Source organism: Burkholderia paludis (genome assembly GCF_000732615.1).
Taxonomy (GTDB): Bacteria; Pseudomonadota; Gammaproteobacteria; order Burkholderiales; family Burkholderiaceae; genus Burkholderia; species Burkholderia paludis.
Window position 1 is genome coordinate 1 of the sequence record NZ_JPGL01000058.1, and the last position, 16,302, is coordinate 16,302.

A 16,302-nucleotide genomic window follows, 5' to 3' on the forward strand; every position below is an offset into this window, starting at 1 on the left:
GCCGATCATCGACAACGGCGAATTCAACCACGGCCTCACGTACTCGGGGCACCCGGTGGCGGCGGCCGTCGCGGTCGCGAACCTGAAGCTTTTGCGCGACGACGGGATCGTCGAACGCGTGAAGACCGACACGGGCCCGTACTTCCAGGCACTGATGCGCGAAACGTTCGCGCGTCATCCGATCGTCGGCGAGGTGCACGGCCACGGCCTCGTCGCGAGCCTGCAGCTCGCCGAGTCGCCGGCCGAACGCCGCCGCTTCGCGAACGGCGGCGACGTCGGCACGATCTGCCGCGACTTCTGCTTCAACGGCAACCTGATCATGCGCGCGACGGGGGACCGGATGCTGCTGTCGCCGCCGCTCGTGATCTCGCGCCAGGAAATCGATGAACTCGTGTCGAAGGCGAAGAAAGCAGTCGACGCAACCGCCCAGCAACTGGGCATTTCGTAACGGTCTTGCCTACAGGCGTGCGGCGGGCGCCGCATGCCGCCTTTACCAGGGGAACTCCACCATGCGTGCTCGCTTCTTTCGCCAAGCCTGTTCTGCCGCCGCCCTTGCCGCGACGGCCGCGTTCACGTCGGTCGCCAGCCCGACGGCACACGCGGCCGACGAGTTGAACGTCTACAACTGGTCCGACTACATCGCGCCGGACACGATCCCGAACTTCCAGAAACAGACGGGCATCCACGTCAAGTACGACAACTACGACAGCGACGACACGCTGCAGGCCAAGCTGCTGGCCGGCAGCTCGGGCTACGACATCGTCGTGCCGACGTCGAACTACATGGCCAAGCAGATCCAGGCCGGCGTGTACCAGAAGCTCGACAAGTCGAAGCTGCCGAACCTCGCGAACCTCGACCCGCTGCTGATGAAGATGATCGCCGACGCCGATCCGGGCAACCAGTACGGCGTCCCCTGGGCCTACGGCACGGACGGCATCGGCTACAACGTGGAGGCCGTGAAGAAGGCGCTCGGCGACAAGGCGCCGGTCGACAGCTGGGCGCTGGTGTTCGACCCGGCCAACATGGAAAAGCTGAAGGGCTGCGGCGTGTCGTTCCTCGACCAGGCCGTCGACGTGTTCGCCGCCACGCTGCAGTACATGGGCAAGAACCCGAACAGCACCAACCCGGCCGACTACCAGGCAGCATTCGAAGTCCTGAAGAAAGTCCGCCCGTACATCACCCAGTTCAACTCGTCCGGCTACATCAACGACCTCGCGAACAACGACGTATGCGTCGCGCTCGGCTGGTCGGGCGACGTCGGCATCGCGCACCGCCGCTCGTCGGAAGCGAAGCGCAGCTACGAGATCAAGTTCGCGAACCCGAAGGAAGGCGGCCTGCTGTGGTTCGACGTGATGGTCATCCCGAAGGATGCGCCGCACCCCGAGGCCGCGCTGAAGTGGATCAACTACGTGTCCGATCCGAAGGTCAACGCGGCGATCACCAACACGGTGTTCTATCCGACCGCGAACAAGGCCGCGCACCCGTTCGTCACGCCGTCGGTCGCGCAGGACCCGACCGTCTATCCGCCCGAAGACGTGCTGAAGAAGATGGTGCTGATGAAGCCGATGCCGGCCGACATCCTGCGCCTCCAGAACCGCCTGTGGGCCCAGTTGAAGACCGGCCACTGATCGCGGCGCCATCCGGCGGCGCAGGCCGCGCTGCACGCCTGCCCGCCTGAGATCCGCGGACCCGCGTCCGCCCGCGCGCGCCGCGCGCACTGTTCCATCCGGCACGAGCCGTCGTCCGCGAGTCGCGTTGTGCGCCTCGCGCGGGGACGCTCACGCCTGCAATCCGTGAAGAACGAATGGTGAATCCCATGCAATCGATACCCTCTTCCGCTGCTGCACGACAGACCCAGCCGGCCCCCGCGGCCCGTACGCAAAACGACGCCTTCGTGCGCATCGAGAACGTCGTGAAGAAATTCGGCGACAGCACGGCCGTCGACAACGTGAACCTGACGATCGCCAAGAACGAGCTGTTCGCGCTGCTCGGCAGCTCGGGCTGCGGCAAGTCGACGCTGCTGCGCATGCTCGCCGGGCTCGAGACGGCCACCTCCGGCCGGATCTTCGTCGACGGCGAGGATCTCGCGTCGCTGCCGCCGTACCGCCGCCCGGTGAACATGATGTTCCAGTCCTACGCGCTGTTCCCGCACATGACGGTCGAATCGAACGTCGCGTTCGGCCTGAAGCAGGAGGGCACACCGAAGAACGAGATCAAGGAACGCGTGGCCGACGCGCTCGCGCTCGTGCAGATGAGCAAGTACGCGAAGCGCAAGCCGCACCAGCTCTCCGGCGGCCAGCAGCAGCGCGTCGCGCTGGCCCGCTCGCTGGTCAAGCGCCCGAAGCTGCTGCTGCTCGACGAACCGATGTCGGCGCTCGACAAGAAGATCCGCCAGAAGACCCAGCTCGAACTCGTGAACATCATCGAGAAGGTCGACGTGACCTGCGTGATGGTCACGCACGACCAGGAAGAGGCGATGACGATGGCCAGCCGCCTCGCGGTGATGAGCGAGGGCAAGATCGTGCAGATCGGCACGCCCGGCGAAGTCTACGAATACCCGAACAGCCGCTTCTCGGCCGAGTTCATCGGCTCGACCAACCTGTTCGAGGGCCGCGTGGTCGAGGACGAGCCCGACCACATCTTCGTCGAGAGCGACGATCTCGAGGCGCGCATGTACGTGAGCCACGGCGTGACCGGCCCGCTCGGGATGCCGGTGGGCATCTCGGTGCGCCCGGAGCGCGTGCACGTGTCGCGCGAGAAGCCCGGCTCGAAACACAACTGGGCGCGCGGCGTCGTGACCGACATCGCGTACATGGGCAGCTACTCGCTGTACCACGTGCGCCTGCCCAGCGGCAAGACGGTCGTGTCGAACCTGTCGAGCTCGCACCTGATGAACGACGGCGCGCCGGCGTGGAACGACGACGTGTTCGTGTCGTGGTCGCCCGCCAGCGGCGTCGTGCTGACGCAGTGAGGACGACGCGATGAGAACCTCCGCTTCCACTCCGTCCTCGCCGGTGTCGACCGGCGCCGCGGGCGCCGGCGCCGGCCGCGCGCGCGCAAGCCGCTTCGCCGCGCTGTCGCGCCTGCTGCCGTCGGGGCGCGGCGTCGCGATCGGCGTGCCGTTCCTGTGGCTCACGATCTTCTTCGCGCTGCCGTTCGTGCTGGTGCTGAAGATCAGCTTCGCCGACCAGGTGATGGGCATCCCGCCGTACACGTCGCTCGTCGAGGTCAAGGACGGCATCGTGCACTTCGCGCTGCAGCTGTCGCACTACGCGTTCCTGCTGCAGGACGACCTGTACATCGCGACCTACCTCAGCTCGCTGAAGATGGCCGCCGTGTCGACGGTGCTGTGCCTCCTGATCGGCTATCCGATGGCGTACTACATCGCGCGCGCCGAGCCGAACCGGCGCAACGTGCTGATGATGGCCGTGATGCTGCCGTTCTGGACGTCGTTCCTGATCCGCGTGTACGCATGGATCGGGATCCTGAAGGACGACGGCCTGCTGAACCACACGCTGATCGCGCTCGGCATCATCCACACGCCGCTGCGGCTGTACCACAGCGATGCGGGCGTCTACATCGGGATGGTCTATTCGTACCTGCCGTTCATGGTGATGCCGCTGTACGCGCACCTCGTGAAGATGGACCTCACGCTGCTCGAGGCCGCGTACGACCTGGGCGCGAAGCCGTGGGTCGCGTTCACGCGGATCACGCTGCCGCTGTCGAAGAACGGGATCATCGCCGGCAGCCTGCTGGTGTTCATTCCGGCGGTGGGCGAGTACGTGATTCCGGAGCTGCTGGGCGGCGCGGACACGCTGATGATCGGCCGCGTGATGTGGGACGAGTTCTTCAACAACATGGACTGGCCGATGGCGTCCGCGGTGACGGTCGCGATGGTGATGCTGCTGCTGGTGCCGATGGCGCTGTTCCAGTACTACCAGGTCAAGGAACTGGAGGAAGCGAAATGATCAAGCCGAGCAAACCGCTGTCGACGGGCGTCCTCGCCTTCGGCTTCCTGTTCCTGTACATCCCGATCATCAGCCTGGTGGTGTACTCGTTCAACGAGTCGAAGCTGGTGACGGTGTGGTCGGGCTTCTCGCTGAAGTGGTACAGCGCGCTGCTGGACGACGACGAGCTGCTGACGGCCGCGTGGCTGTCGCTGAAGATCGGGCTGCTGACGGCGACGGCGTCGGTCGTGATCGGCACGTGGGCGGGCTTCGTGCTGGCGCGCTTCGGCCGCTTCCGGGGCTTCACGCTGTACACGGGGATGATCAACGCGCCGCTGGTGATTCCGGAGGTGATCCAGGGGATCTCGCTGCTGCTGCTGTTCGTTGCGCTGGAGCAGATGTTCGGCTGGCCGAAGGGGCGCGGGATGGTGACGATCTGGATCGGCCACGTGATGCTGTGCGTGTCGTACGTGGCGATCATCGTGCAGTCGCGCGTGAAGGAGATGAACAAGTCGCTGGAGGAAGCGGCGCTGGATCTGGGGGCGACGCCGCTGAAGGTGTTCTTCGTGGTGACGCTGCCGCTGATCTCGCAGGCGCTGCTGTCGGGGTGGCTGCTGTCGTTCACGCTGTCGATCGACGACCTGGTGCTGTCGGCGTTCCTGTCGGGGCCGGGCTCGACGACGCTGCCGCTGGTGGTGTTCTCGCGCGTGCGGCTGGGGCTGAACCCGGAGATGAACGCGCTGGCGACGCTGTTCATCACGGCGGTGACGATCGGCGTGATCGTCGTGAACCGGATGATGATCGCGCGCGAACGCCGCCGCATGGCCGACATGAAGGCGGCCTTCGCGATGGCGTGAGCGCGGGGGCCGGCACGCACGGGCATTGCGTGCGAGACAGGTGACGCGGGCCGCGGCGGGCACTCCGCCCCGGCCTGCCGGGCGACGCGTTATAGTCATACGATTCCCGGCCCGGGCGGTGCACGCCCGGCGGTTCCCTGTCTCGATCGCCCCCGCCTCATGACGACGCAACCCGACGTATCTTTCCGGCTCACCGACACCGAGCAGCCGGCCGCGCGCGACTTCATCGGTCGCAAGCTCGGCGAATTCAACCATGCGATGACGGGGCGGGACGATGCGTCCGCGCTCGACGTGTACGTCACCGATCCCGCGACCGGCGACATCCTCGGCGGCCTGACCGGCCGCACCTCGCTCGGTCTGTTCTTCATCGAACTGTTCTACCTGCCCGAGGCGCTGCGCGGCGGCGGCTTCGGCAGCCGGTTGCTGCGCGAGGCCGAAGCGGAGGCGAAACGACGCGGATGCGCGCGCGCGGTGCTCTACACCATCTCGTTCCAGGCGCCGGATTTCTACCGGAAGCACGGCTACGAAGCGTTCGGCGAAGTGCCGTGCGAGCCCGACGGGACGTCGCGCGTATTCATGGTGAAGGTGCTCTGACGCGGATCGGCCGGCCCGCATCGCGCGGTCAGATTTTCGTGGCGATCGCCTTCTTCGGATCATTCGCGTGACGGGCCGGGTCGACGAAGCGGCCGCTGAAGGACCCGTCGCCGTTCCGGTCGGACTGGAGTACCTGCGTTCCCGGGGCCAGCATGCGGAGCCAGAAGTCGTTCCGGCGACGCAGGTTGTCGATCGTCTGCATCGTCCCGCGGATCATGCCGGTGAGCTTGGCATCCTTGCTGCTGAGTGCGCCGGTGAGGATCAGGGCATCGCGTGGCGGACGGGGAAGCGTTTCGTGGATCTTCGACCAGCACAGCGTGCCGATGCCCCGGCAGCACAATTCCGGCGGCAAGGAGAAGTCGCCGACGCGCATCTTGAACGACGCATCGTCGACGGGAAACCACGTTGCATCCAGCGGGAATTTCCTGACCCGGGTGGTCGTGCCGAACGATGTCGATTCATATTCGAGTTCGACGCATATGCGGCCCGTGCAGTAGCGCTCGGGCAGCCCGGCCGCCCGGTCGATCGCCTGCCCGATCGTCATCGTCGCGAGCGGCGTGCCCTGCGGATCGGTGATCGCGTATCGATGCCGCTCGATGTCCATGGTGCGACTCCCTGTTCGCGCAAGCAGGATGGCGCGGCCCGAGCGCCGGCATCCCGGCGCGCAGGGCGTTGCCGGTTGCCGGTCGCGCCGGCCGGCGCGCGCTCCGTGCGAGCCGGCACGGAGGCGCGCCGGGCGCGTCAGCAGTGCTCGAGCGCGTACGACAGGTCGGCGATCAGGTCGTCCGGATGTTCGAGCCCGACCGACACGCGAATCAGCCCTTCCGATACGCCGGCCGCGGCGCGGGCGTCGGCCGGCACGCCCGAATGCGTCGTCGATGCCGGATGGCAGATCAGCGACTCCGTGCCGCCGAGGCTGACGGCCGACTTGAAGAGCGTCAGGTGGTTGATGAACCGGAACGCCTGTTCGCGGCCGCCGTCGAGGATGAACGCGAACGTCGAGCCGGGCCCGCTGCACTGGCGCCGATAGACGGCCTGGTAGGCCGGATCGTCGATGAGTTCGGGGTGCAGCACGCGCACCGGACGATGCGGGTTGTCGGCGAGCCAGCGGGCGACGGCGCTGCCGCTGCGCGCGGCCTGCTGCATGCGCAGCACGAGCGTTTCCATCGAGCGCGTGATCATCCACGACGAATGCGGGTCGAGTTGCGAGCCGAGCGCGCTGCGGATCGAGCGGATCCGCGTGATCAGCTCGCGGCTGCCCGTGACGCCGCCGGCGACGAGGTCGCTGTGCCCGCCGATGTATTTCGTCAGCGAGTACACGCTCAGGTCGATGCCCTGCCGCGACGGCTTCTGGTACAGCGGCCCGAGCAGCGTGTTGTCGCAGACCGACAGCGGGCGGTAGCCGTGGCGCGCCTCGAACGCGTCGATCTCGCTGCGCAGCCCTTCGAGGTCGAACAGCGCGTTGGTCGGGTTGGCGGGCGTCTCGATGTAGCACATCCGCACGTTGCCCTTTTGCGCGGCCGCCTCGAGCGCGGTGCGGATCGCGCCGGTGGACAGCCCGTCGGCGATCACTTCGGAGCGGATGCCCCACTCGGGCAGGAACTTCGAGATCAGCGTTTCGGTGCCGCCGTAGAGCGGCACCGACTGGACGACGCAGTCGCCCGGCCGCAGGAACGTCAGCAGGATCGCGGCGATCGCGGACATGCCGCTCGACGTCACGACGGCGGCTTCGGAATCGTCGAGCAGCGCGAGGCGATCCTCGACGATCTCCAGGTTCGGATGATTGAAGCGGCTGTAGACGAGGCCCGCGCCTTCGCCTTCGGGCGACGGCTTGCGTCCGGCCACGACGTCGAAGAATTCGGCGCCGTCCTCGGCCGTGCGGAACGCGAAGGTGGACGTCAGGAACACGGGCGGCTTCACCGATCCTTCCGACAGGAACGGATCGTAGCCGTAGGACATCATCTGGGTTTCGGGATGAAGTTCCCGGTCTGCAATCTTGCGCTTGTGATAGTTGCGATAGGCCATGCAGTGCTCCGTGCAGGGGTGGTGAGGAACGGCCGTGCAGCGACGGCAGGGCGGGTGCGGCGCCGGGTAGGCGCCGGCCGTCTTGACCGCGAGTGGGGATACTACCCGAAGGTGCCGCCGCGCGGCGAGCCCGGGACGCTATCGCGCGGGCGATGCCTGTTCGGCAATCATGTCGTACAGCGCACGGGCGGCCGGCGACAGCTGCGCATGCCGGCGCGTGACGAGCACGAGCGTGCGCGACACGGACGGCTCGACGAGCCCGATCGTGCGGATCATCGGATATGCGTTCTTCTGGATCGCGAGCCTCGGTACCACGGCCGCGCCGAGCCCTTCCGCGACGAGCCCGAGCGCGGTCGAGCTGCGCTGCACTTCGTAAAACGAATGCAGCTCGACGCCGCTCGTCTTCAGCGCGCCGTCGAGCAGCCCGCGATTGCCGCTCACTTCGCCGGCGAAGATCAGCGGATGCGGCTGCAGCGCGACCCAGCGAACGCGTCGCCGCTTCGCGAGCGGATGATCGTCGCGGCACGCCAGCACGTACGGATCGCTCGTCAGCGGCACGTCGACCAGCTCCGGATGCCCGTCGCCGGCGATGCCGATGCCGAACTCGGCCTCGCGATGCAGCACGGCCTGCCGCACCGATGCGGACGCGTGATCGAGGATCTTCACGCGATCGTGCGGCCGGTGCGCGGAGAACGCGCGCAGGATGCGCGGCAGGTATTGCACGCCGACGGTCGGCACGCAGGCGATCGTGACGTCGCCGCGCTGGCTCAGGCCGGTCTCGCGAATTTCGGTGAGTGCGTCGGACAGCTCGTTCAGCAGCCGGCGCGCTTGCGGCAGGAACCGCCGGCCGATTTCGGTGAGCGTCGTGCGGCGTGTGGTGCGCTCGACCAGCGCGACGCCGAGGAAGGTCTCGAGCTTGCGCAGCCGCTGCGTGATGGCCGTCTGCGTGACGTGCAGCGTATCGGCTGCCTGCCGGAAGCTGCCGCCGTCGGCAATGGCGACGAAGGCCTGGACACCGAGCGTATCGATTTTCATCAGGAATTTGAATCAATCACGATATTAAATTCATTTTACTGAACTCCGTGCCGATTGCAGAATGCGTTGCATCGACGACCGTCGACATCCCGCGACACCGTCCACGCCGATCAGGAGGAACACCATGACGACCCCGCTCGACCGATATGCGGCGCAGTACGTGCAATTCGAGGATGAACGCACGCGGCCGATCCGCGACCTGCTGGCCGCCGTGCCGGATACGCCGATTCGCACGGCGATCGACATCGGCTGCGGGCCGGGCAATTCGACGGAGGCGCTGATCGCGCGTGCGCCGGATGCAACGGTGCACGGAATCGATGCGTCGGAAGACATGATCGCCGCCGCGCGCAAGCGCCTGCCGGACCTGCGTTTCGATGTCGCGGACATCGCGACGTGGGCCGATCCCGGCGGCTACGACCTGATTCTCGCGAATGCGGTGCTGCAGTGGGTCCCCGCGCACGACACGCTGTTTCCGGCGCTCGTCGGCCGGCTCGCGCCGGGCGGCCATCTCGCGGTGCAGATGCCGGACAACCTCGACGAACCCGCGCACCGGCTGATGCGGGAAGTCGCCGCGGCAGGGCCGTGGGCGGACAAGCTGAAAGGCGCGGCGCGCACCGAGCGGTTTGACGCACGGTACTACCATGCGCTGCTGTCGCCGCTGTGCTCGCGCGTGGACCTGTGGCGCACGACCTACTATCACCCGCTGCGCGGCGGCGCCGACGCGGTCGTCGAATGGTTCAAGGGCAGTGCGCTGCGGCCATTCCTCGCGGCGCTCGACGACGACGAGCGCACGGCGTTTCTCGCGCAGTACCGCGCGGCGATCGCGGGGCCGGGCGGCTATCCGGCGCTTGCCGACGGCACCGTGCTGCTGCCGTTCCCGCGCCTGTTCATCGTGGCGACGCGGAGCTGACGCGGCGGCCCGCGGCGGATGCCGCGTCGCGGCACCGCGTCACGGCAGCGGCCGCAGGGATTCCGGGTCCACCGTGCGGCTCGTTGCGCGCTGTCCGTCGCGCAGGTCCTTGTACCAGAACAGCGCCACCTCGCCGTCGTGCGGGCCGTCCGCGTACAGCAGGCGATCGTGTCCGCCGAGCACGAAGCCGAAGCGGGCACAGGTACTGCATGCGGCGACGTTGTTCGACTGCGTTTCCAGCCGCATGAAACCGAATCCATGGCCGCGCGCCCATGCTTCGGCGGCCGCCAGCAGCAGCTGCGCGATGCCGTGCCGCCGGCAGCGGCGCTCGACGGCCAGCGCCGCGATCCCGGCCATGCCGTTCCCGCTTTCCCGAATCGTCACGAAGCCGGCGAGCCGGCCGCCCGAGGTCGCACGGAACAGCGCCGTCCTGCCCGGTGAAGCGCCGTCTCCGCCGGCCGGATCGAAACCGTAATCCTGGTGCAAGACGGGCAGTGCGCGCAGGTCGAGCAGATCCTGGTAGGGCGCATTCAGCGTCCAGGCGATCTCGAACGAGAAGTCGCAGCCGTCCAGTTCGTCGCCGGTGAGCGCGGCCGCTTGCTCGATGCTGATGTGCTCGGCTTGATCCATGTGTCGATGTCCTGCCTCTGGCGAAATGGTGTGGTCTTGCCCGTGACGCGATCGTCGGCGCGATGCTGCGCGCCGGATCGTATGCTGTTCCGTTCTTCGTGTTTCGCACCTGCACAATTCGCCGCGAGCGCGAGCGGCACAGTCCGGCTGCGCTGTCGGCCACGGGGCACGGGCCGGCGGCGAGCCGGACGGCGTCGCACGCGGTTGCGGCACGCCCGCGCCGGCCGGGTGGCGCGGTCAACCGCCTGATTATGCTGGATTTCGGCGCGACTCCGGCCCGATGGCGCCGACCGTGCGCCGGGTCGACGCTGCGGTGTCGCCACCGATCGCCTGTGGATGAAAGACGACAGGAACCCGAATAATTGTTTACCGTTTGGTAACAACTCGATATATTTCGTCAGATATATCGAAGGTCGTGACGCCGCTTGGCGTCACGTCGTCCATCTGCTCCACGAAAGCCGGAAGAGATTCTGACCTGCATCGCCGGAGCAATACGTCGTCACGGCATGCGCAACCGGTGCGCGTGTTTCGCGACGCGGCAACCGGAGCGGCCGCCCGACGGCACGCCGCTTCAGCAAGCCCACCCAGGCATCGACACGAAACATCGTGCGTACGCATGAGGGGTCGGTGCGTCTGCCGGTCCGGGCTTGTGTTCGTTCGTCCAGCGTTTTTCGTCAACACGCCGCGCGCTCTGCCGCGACGCAGGCGCGTGCGCCCACAACAAAAGGAAAAAGCATGAAAAAGACCATCGTGGCCGCGGCCGCACTCGGGATGTTCGGCACTGCTGCGCAAGCGCAAAGCAGCGTCACGCTGTACGGGCTGATCGACGCGGGCGTCACGTATGCGAACAAGGTCGCGGCGACGGGCGGGCACGGCAAGCTCGTCAAGTACGGCGACGGCGTGGCGTCGGGCAGCCGCTGGGGCATTCGCGGCACCGAGGATCTCGGCGGCGGGCTGAAGGCGCTGTTCGTGCTCGAAAACGGCTTCAGCAGCGGCGACGGCACGATCGGCCAGGGCGGCGCGCTGTTCGGCCGCCAGGCGTTCGTCGGCCTGTCGAAGAACGGGATCGGCTCGCTGACGTTCGGCCGCCAGTACTCGTTCTCGACCGACTACATCGGCGCGAACTATTCGATGGGCAGCCAGACGCCGGCCGGCAACTATGCGTATCACATCAACGATCTCGACCAGCTGACGTCGAGCCGCATCAACAACGCGGTGAAATTCCAGAGCGCGAACTTCGCGGGCTTCACGTTCGGCGCGCTGTACGGCTTCTCGAACTCGACGCAGTTCGCGGGCACGCCGACCACGACCGGCGCGAACGGCTCGCAGGGTTCGTCGAGCGCGTACAGCTTCGGCGCGAACTACGCGCAAGGGCCGTTCGGCATCGGCGCCGCGTACACGAACATCCGCTTCCCGAACGGCGCGTCGCCCGCATTCGGCGTGAGCATCGCGAACGTCAACACGTACGGGCTGCGCGACCTCGAGACGGTCGGCGTCGGCGCGCGCTACGCGATCGCCGCGGGTCTCGTGTGGGCGAACTGGACGCATACGAAGTTCGCGCCGCTGTCGGGCGAATCGTCGAAGCTGAACAACTACGAAATCGGCGGCCGCTATGCGTTCACGCCGGCGCTGAGCGGCGGGCTCGGCTACACGTTCTCGAAGCTCGACGGCCGTTATGACGGCAAGTGGCACCAGGTCAATGCCGCGGTCGACTATGCCTTGTCGAAGCGCACGGACGTGTACGTGAGCGCGGCGTACCAGAAGGCGTCGGGCAGCAACACGATCAACGGGCGCGCGACGCCGGTGCAGGCCGAGATCGGCTCGTCGGGGTCGTTCATCGGCAACGCCGGCGCGAACACGCAGCTCGTCACGCGGATCGGCCTGCGCCACAAGTTCTGATCGGCCGCGCCGGGCGCGAACATGAGCGGGCGCTCCCGGCGGGGCGCCCGCTTTGCCATGAAGCAACGGAAAACGCGACCCGGCGCCGGTTCACGAAACGATATATTCTTTCGGATATATCGAAACGACGGACGACGCACCTTCACCCCCACGGGAGCACCATCTTGAATTCGACGCACCGAGAAGCCGTCGGCGAAGCCTTTTCGCTCGACGCGATGCAGCATGCAAGAACCATGACCTGGGAGGCCGTCGACGCGATCGCCGCGGGCGTCCGGCCGGGCATGCGGGAATCGGAGGCCAACGCACTCGGGCTGCGCGTCCTCGGGGAACTCGGGATGGATCGCATCTGGCATCCGGTTCTGGTCCGCTTCGGCGAGAACACGCTGAAGAAGTTCAACGAGCGTTCGACCGGCGACCCGGTGCTCGCGGACGACGACATCTTCTTCATCGATCTCGGCGCGGTATGGGCGAAGCACGAGGGCGATGCGGGCGCGACCTTCGTCTGCGGCGACGACCCCGACATGCGCGCGTGCGCCGACGCCGCGAAGGCGATCTACGCCGAGGTCGAGCACCACTGGCGCACCACCGGCTGCGCCGGCATCGCGCTGTACGAATTCGCCGCGCAACGCGCCGACGCGCACGGCTTCCGGCTGAACGTCGACATCAAGGGGCACCGCGTCAGCGATTTTCCGCACGCGATCTACAAGGCCGGCAACCTCGGCGATTTCGACGCCGTGCCGGCCGCCGGGCTGTGGATCCTCGAAATCCAGATCGCGCATCCGACGCGGCCGTTCGGCGCGTTCTACGAGGACCTGCTCGTATAAGCGCGGGCCGCGCGGCCGAACCGCATCCGGGCGCGGCACGTTGCACCCGGACGTGTGCCGGCCGCGGGGAGGCGCCCGGCACGGTCCGGCCGTCCCGTCAGATGCTGATCGTGACGGGGCCCGCGAGCGGCGTATAGCCGTCGTCGAACAGATACCACGCGTCGTACTGCCCGGACGTCAGCGTGCTGTTGGCCGTGGACGAGAACAGCAGCGAGCCGCTGCTCTTCGGCAGGTACGCCCACGACTTGTAGCTGCCCTTGGTCGGCTGCGCGCCATGCGCAAAGATGCCGACCCAGTTCTTCGGGCTGTGATTCCACGGCGGCGCGACGTAGTCGAACCGCAGCGTGCCGAACGTCGAGCCCTGCGCCGCGAGCGACGCGACGAACTTCCCGCCGGTATTGGCGATCGCCGAATCCGTGAGCAGCGCGCCGGCTTGCGTCTGCACGCAGCCGGCCACGCGGCGCAGGAAGTTCGGATCGTTCGCGTCGCGGACGCTCGCGTCGTACCAGCCGCCGTCGCCGTACCACGTGACGGCCTGCGTCGCGCCGGCCGCGACGGTGACCGACTGCCGCGCGTTCATGCCGTACGCGTTGTCGGTGAGCTGGAACGTCGTCGCGCGCGTGCCGGCGGAGTTGTCGAGCGTGATCTGCACGTTGCCGTTCGCCACGTCGTAGCACAGGCTGATCTCGCCGGTCGAGCCCGTGTTGCCGGACGAACCGATGTTGCCGCGCAACGTCTGCAGGAAGCCGTTCGGGCCGTAGACGGAGTAGTCGTAGCCGCCGGCAGTCAGCGGGAGCGAATCCGACAGGGACGTGCACGGGCTCGCACCGGCCGCGATCGTGTAATGCCGGGGGATCGTGCTCGTGCCGTCGACCCACGCCTGCAGATGCACGCCCGCGGCGCCGGTGTTGGTCATCGTCAGCGACAGCGTGTTGCCGGCGCGGTTGACCTTGCCCTGCACGAAGAACTCGTAGGGCAGGCGGCAGGCGCTGCTGCGGCCGGCGGTCTGTGCCGGCACGGCGGTGGTGGTCGGGTAGGGGATCAGGACGGCCGGGCCGTTCGGGTTCATGTTGCTCGCCGGCGGCTGGATCGCGGGAACCGTCTGGTCGGCGTTCGTGAAATCGAACGCCGAGGTCAGGTCGCCGCACACCGCGCGCCGCCACGGCGAGATGTTGGTTTCCTGGAAGCCGAAGCGCGTCTCCAGGAACCGCACCACCGACGTGTGATCGAAGACCTGCGAATTCACCTTGCCGCCTTTCGACCACGGCGAGATCACGAACATCGGCACGCGCGGCCCCAGCCCGATCGGCACGTCGCCGCTCGCGGAACCGTCCGATGCGCCGCCGCCGCTGGCGACGAATTCCGCGGCCGTCGACACGGTCGACTGCCCGGTGCCGGCGGCGGAACTGGCCGGGACGGCGGGCGGCACGTGATCGAACAGGCCGTCGTTCTCGTCGTACATCACGAGCAGCACCGTGCTGGCCCAGACCTTCGGGTTCGAGGTCAGCGCATTCAGCACGTTGCTCACGTACCATTCGCCGCCGCTCGCGGCCCACGACGGATGCTCGCAGTACGCGTAGGGCGCGGCGATCCACGACACTTGCGGCAACGCGTCGTTCGCGACGTCGGCGCGCAACTGGCTGAACAGGTTCGTGTCGTATTCCTTGCCGCCGCCGCTCGGGTCGATCTGCGTGCCGTTGAGCGCGGGCGCGAGCGGATCGCCGGCGCCGAGGTTCTGGTACTGCTTGAAATTGAGGACGATGTTGTCGCCGTAATTGCCGTTCCACCACAGCGTGCCGCCGGCGCTGTTCGAGTTGCCGTACGCATGGCCGGCGTCGAGGCCGTTGCCCTTGTCCTGGTAGAACTTCCACGTGACGCCGGCCGTGTTGAGCCGTTCCGGCAGGGTCGTCCAGCCGGTGCCCGTCATCGTGTTGTCCGTGTACGGCGTATAGCCCGGCACGTTGCCGCAGCACCCGGTCCACAGATACAGCCGGTTCGGATCGGTCGGCCCGAGCATCGAGCAGTGGTAGTCGTCGCACACCGTGAACGCGCTCGCCAGCGCGTAATAGAACGGAATGTCGTTCTGCTTGAAGTAGTACATCGTGCCGCTGGTCTTCGCGTCGGCCCAGTTGTCGTAGCGGCCGTTGTTCCATGCGCTGTGCGTGCCGCTCCAGCTGTGATCCAGGTCGCCGTAGTAGGTGTCGCCGTTCGCCGTGCCGAAGGGCGGGGTCGGGTTGAACGGGAACACGTAGGACAGCAGCCAGGGCTGGCGCCACACCGGATATCCGCTCGATATCACGACCGGCCGCGGATCGCCGAAGCCGCGCGCGCCGCCGAGCGTGCCGAGGTAGTGGTCGAACGAGCGGTTTTCCTGCATCAGGATCACGACGTGCTTCACGTCCTGGATCGTGCCGGTGACGGTGGCCGCCGGAATGGCCTGCGCGCGCGCAATGCTTTCGGGCAGCATGCCCGTGACCGCGGTGGCGCCGGCGAGCTTCAGCGCATCGGCGAGGAACTGGCGTCGGGTTGTGGGTTTGTTTTGCATGATCGTTGTCTGTCGTGGATGGCCGGCCCTGGGGCCTGCGTCGGTCAGTGGCACGCGCTCGCGCAGTGAAGGACCGGCGTGGACGCCGAGCCCGGTGCGGCCGCGCGCGCGGCCGCCACGCCGGCGGCCGCGCCCGGGTCGCCGTCGCCGCAAGCGGCCAGCGCGCACAGGAGCGCGATCGCGAAGACGCCGCGCCAGTGCGGAGCGCGGCCTGCCGGCCGGCGCGACTTGACGACATGCTTTCGATCCGATTCGAATCGGATTCCTGAATGATTGAGACTGTTGCTGCACGTTCCGTATTTCATTGCACCTCCGGACAAGAAATGGACAGCAGAGGATATTCCCCGAATCAGAACAACTTCATGACAGGCCACCCGCGCATGCCGGCCACGTGTGAAAGCTTCGGGTCGGGATTGGTCGCGACCGGATGCGTGACGTAGTCCAGCAGCGGCACGTCGTTGATCGAATCGCTGTAGAAGTAGGTCCGCTCGAAATCCGACGGCGCGTAGCCGAGCGACTCCAGCCATGCGGTCGTGCGCACGATCTTCCCTTCGCGGAAACTCGGCACGCCCGTGCTGCGGCCGGTGAACGCGCCGCCCGGCGTGCCGTCGTCGGTATCGAGCTCGATACCGAGCAAGTGCTCTATGCCGAATTCGGCCGCGATCGGCCGCGTGACGAAGACGTTGGTCGCCGTCACGATGCAGCAGAGATCGCCGTTCTCGCGATGCCAGTCGACCAGTGCGCGCGCCTGCGGCGTGATCGCCGGCCGGATCACCTCGTCCATGAACCGCGCGTGCCAGCGCTCGAGCACCTTGCGCGGATAGCGGGCGAGCGGCGCGAGCGTCACGGCGAGATACGCGTCCATGTCGAGGGTGCCGGCCTCGTAGTGCGCGTAGTGCTCGTCGATCAGCGCCACGTGTGCGTCGTCTTCGCGCCAGCCGACCTGCATGACGAAGCGGTTCCACGCCTGGTCGCTGTCGAGCGGCAGCAGCGTGTGGTCGAGGTCGAACAGCGCGAGATGCTTGTGCATAGGGAG

Annotated in this window: 15 protein-coding genes; 9 read left to right on the top strand and 6 right to left on the bottom strand. The window is 67.3% G+C overall.

Going from position 1 to position 16,302, the window contains the following annotated elements; all coding sequences use genetic code 11:
* From GQ56_RS0129095 to GQ56_RS0129120, 6 genes are all read left to right on the top strand, one after another.
* Positions 1–448, top strand: a 448-nt coding sequence (locus GQ56_RS0129095; RefSeq protein ID WP_031402006.1) for an aminotransferase class III-fold pyridoxal phosphate-dependent enzyme, incomplete at its 5' end; no start/stop codon positions are given.
* Between the two features lie 61 nt (positions 449–509).
* Positions 510–1,628: a polyamine ABC transporter substrate-binding protein gene (locus GQ56_RS0129100; protein WP_031402007.1), complete on the top strand. Its 1,119-nt coding sequence runs from the start codon at positions 510–512 to the stop codon at positions 1,626–1,628.
* A gap of 188 nt (positions 1,629–1,816) precedes the next feature.
* The gene (locus GQ56_RS0129105; protein WP_031402008.1) at positions 1,817–2,971 is read left to right on the top strand and encodes an ABC transporter ATP-binding protein; all 1,155 of its coding nucleotides are present in this window, start codon (positions 1,817–1,819) and stop codon (positions 2,969–2,971) included.
* Between the two features lie 10 nt (positions 2,972–2,981).
* Positions 2,982–3,968: an ABC transporter permease subunit gene (locus tag GQ56_RS0129110; protein ID WP_031402009.1), complete on the top strand. Its 987-nt coding sequence runs from the start codon at positions 2,982–2,984 to the stop codon at positions 3,966–3,968.
* Positions 3,965–4,804 carry an ABC transporter permease subunit gene (locus GQ56_RS0129115; protein WP_031402010.1) on the top strand — a complete coding sequence of 280 codons (840 nt, stop codon included), beginning with the start codon at positions 3,965–3,967 and terminating at the stop codon, positions 4,802–4,804. The genes GQ56_RS0129110 and GQ56_RS0129115 overlap by 4 nt, the downstream gene beginning before the upstream one ends.
* A 159-nt stretch (positions 4,805–4,963) precedes the next feature.
* Complete coding sequence (locus GQ56_RS0129120) at positions 4,964–5,398, top strand: GNAT family N-acetyltransferase (RefSeq protein WP_031402011.1); 435 nt, start codon at positions 4,964–4,966, stop codon at positions 5,396–5,398.
* Positions 5,399–5,426: 28 nt separating this feature from the next.
* Here GQ56_RS0129120 and GQ56_RS0129125 read toward each other — a convergent pair whose 3' ends face one another.
* The 3 genes from GQ56_RS0129125 to GQ56_RS0129135 form a co-directional block, all read right to left on the bottom strand.
* The gene (locus tag GQ56_RS0129125) at positions 5,427–5,942 is read right to left on the bottom strand and encodes a hypothetical protein (protein ID WP_152601896.1); all 516 of its coding nucleotides are present in this window, start codon (positions 5,940–5,942) and stop codon (positions 5,427–5,429) included.
* Positions 5,943–6,139: 197 nt separating this feature from the next.
* Positions 6,140–7,423 (bottom strand): cystathionine gamma-synthase family protein, encoded by a 1,284-nt coding sequence (locus GQ56_RS0129130; RefSeq protein WP_031402013.1) that lies wholly within the window; start codon positions 7,421–7,423, stop codon positions 6,140–6,142.
* 138 nt (positions 7,424–7,561) lie between these two features.
* A complete protein-coding gene (locus tag GQ56_RS0129135; protein WP_031402014.1) occupies positions 7,562–8,458 on the bottom strand; it encodes a LysR family transcriptional regulator in 897 nt (298 codons plus the stop codon).
* A gap of 124 nt (positions 8,459–8,582) precedes the next feature.
* Here GQ56_RS0129135 and tam point away from each other — a divergent pair, with 124 nt between their 5' ends.
* Positions 8,583–9,368, top strand: a complete 786-nt coding sequence (gene tam / locus GQ56_RS0129140; RefSeq protein ID WP_031402015.1) for a trans-aconitate 2-methyltransferase — start codon at positions 8,583–8,585, stop codon at positions 9,366–9,368.
* A gap of 39 nt (positions 9,369–9,407) precedes the next feature.
* On the opposite strand, the gene GQ56_RS0129145 is transcribed toward tam, so the two are convergent.
* Positions 9,408–9,998, bottom strand: coding sequence for a GNAT family N-acetyltransferase (locus GQ56_RS0129145; RefSeq protein ID WP_031402016.1), 591 nt, complete (start codon positions 9,996–9,998; stop codon positions 9,408–9,410).
* 735 nt (positions 9,999–10,733) lie between these two features.
* Between GQ56_RS0129145 and GQ56_RS0129150 the strand changes: the two genes are divergently transcribed.
* Together GQ56_RS0129150 and GQ56_RS0129155 are read left to right on the top strand one after the other, a co-directional pair.
* Positions 10,734–11,897, top strand: a complete 1,164-nt coding sequence (locus GQ56_RS0129150; RefSeq protein ID WP_031402017.1) for a porin — start codon at positions 10,734–10,736, stop codon at positions 11,895–11,897.
* 164 nt (positions 11,898–12,061) lie between these two features.
* Entirely contained in the window at positions 12,062–12,721 is a 660-nt protein-coding gene (locus GQ56_RS0129155) for a M24 family metallopeptidase (RefSeq protein WP_031402018.1), read from the top strand.
* Positions 12,722–12,818: 97 nt separating this feature from the next.
* Here GQ56_RS0129155 and GQ56_RS0129160 read toward each other — a convergent pair whose 3' ends face one another.
* Both GQ56_RS0129160 and GQ56_RS0129170 read right to left on the bottom strand, forming a co-directional pair.
* Positions 12,819–15,266, bottom strand: a complete 2,448-nt coding sequence (locus GQ56_RS0129160) for a phosphocholine-specific phospholipase C (RefSeq protein ID WP_031402019.1) — start codon at positions 15,264–15,266, stop codon at positions 12,819–12,821.
* Between the two features lie 349 nt (positions 15,267–15,615).
* Positions 15,616–16,296 (bottom strand): HAD family hydrolase, encoded by a 681-nt coding sequence (locus GQ56_RS0129170; RefSeq protein ID WP_031402021.1) that lies wholly within the window; start codon positions 16,294–16,296, stop codon positions 15,616–15,618.
* Positions 16,297–16,302 lie beyond the last annotated feature (6 nt).

Excerpts from the sequence above, each read along its gene's own strand:
- GQ56_RS0129125 (WP_152601896.1), bottom strand. The coding sequence starts at position 5,942 with ATGACGATCGGGCAGGCGATCGACCGGGCGGCCGGGCTGCCCGAGCGC.
- GQ56_RS0129115 (WP_031402010.1), top strand. The coding sequence starts at position 3,965 with ATGATCAAGCCGAGCAAACCGCTGTCGACGGGCGTCCTCGCCTTCGGC.
- GQ56_RS0129170 (WP_031402021.1), bottom strand. The coding sequence starts at position 16,296 with ATGCACAAGCATCTCGCGCTGTTCGACCTCGACCACACGCTGCTGCCG.
- tam (WP_031402015.1), top strand. The coding sequence starts at position 8,583 with ATGACGACCCCGCTCGACCGATATGCGGCGCAGTACGTGCAATTCGAG.
- GQ56_RS0129130 (WP_031402013.1), bottom strand. The coding sequence starts at position 7,423 with ATGGCCTATCGCAACTATCACAAGCGCAAGATTGCAGACCGGGAACTT.
- GQ56_RS0129105 (WP_031402008.1), top strand. The coding sequence starts at position 1,817 with ATGCAATCGATACCCTCTTCCGCTGCTGCACGACAGACCCAGCCGGCC.
- GQ56_RS0129110 (WP_031402009.1), top strand. The coding sequence starts at position 2,982 with ATGAGAACCTCCGCTTCCACTCCGTCCTCGCCGGTGTCGACCGGCGCC.
- GQ56_RS0129120 (WP_031402011.1), top strand. The coding sequence starts at position 4,964 with ATGACGACGCAACCCGACGTATCTTTCCGGCTCACCGACACCGAGCAG.
- GQ56_RS0129145 (WP_031402016.1), bottom strand. The coding sequence starts at position 9,998 with ATGGATCAAGCCGAGCACATCAGCATCGAGCAAGCGGCCGCGCTCACC.
- GQ56_RS0129100 (WP_031402007.1), top strand. The coding sequence starts at position 510 with ATGCGTGCTCGCTTCTTTCGCCAAGCCTGTTCTGCCGCCGCCCTTGCC.
- GQ56_RS0129150 (WP_031402017.1), top strand. The coding sequence starts at position 10,734 with ATGAAAAAGACCATCGTGGCCGCGGCCGCACTCGGGATGTTCGGCACT.
- GQ56_RS0129160 (WP_031402019.1), bottom strand. The coding sequence starts at position 15,266 with ATGCAAAACAAACCCACAACCCGACGCCAGTTCCTCGCCGATGCGCTG.
- GQ56_RS0129135 (WP_031402014.1), bottom strand. The coding sequence starts at position 8,458 with ATGAAAATCGATACGCTCGGTGTCCAGGCCTTCGTCGCCATTGCCGAC.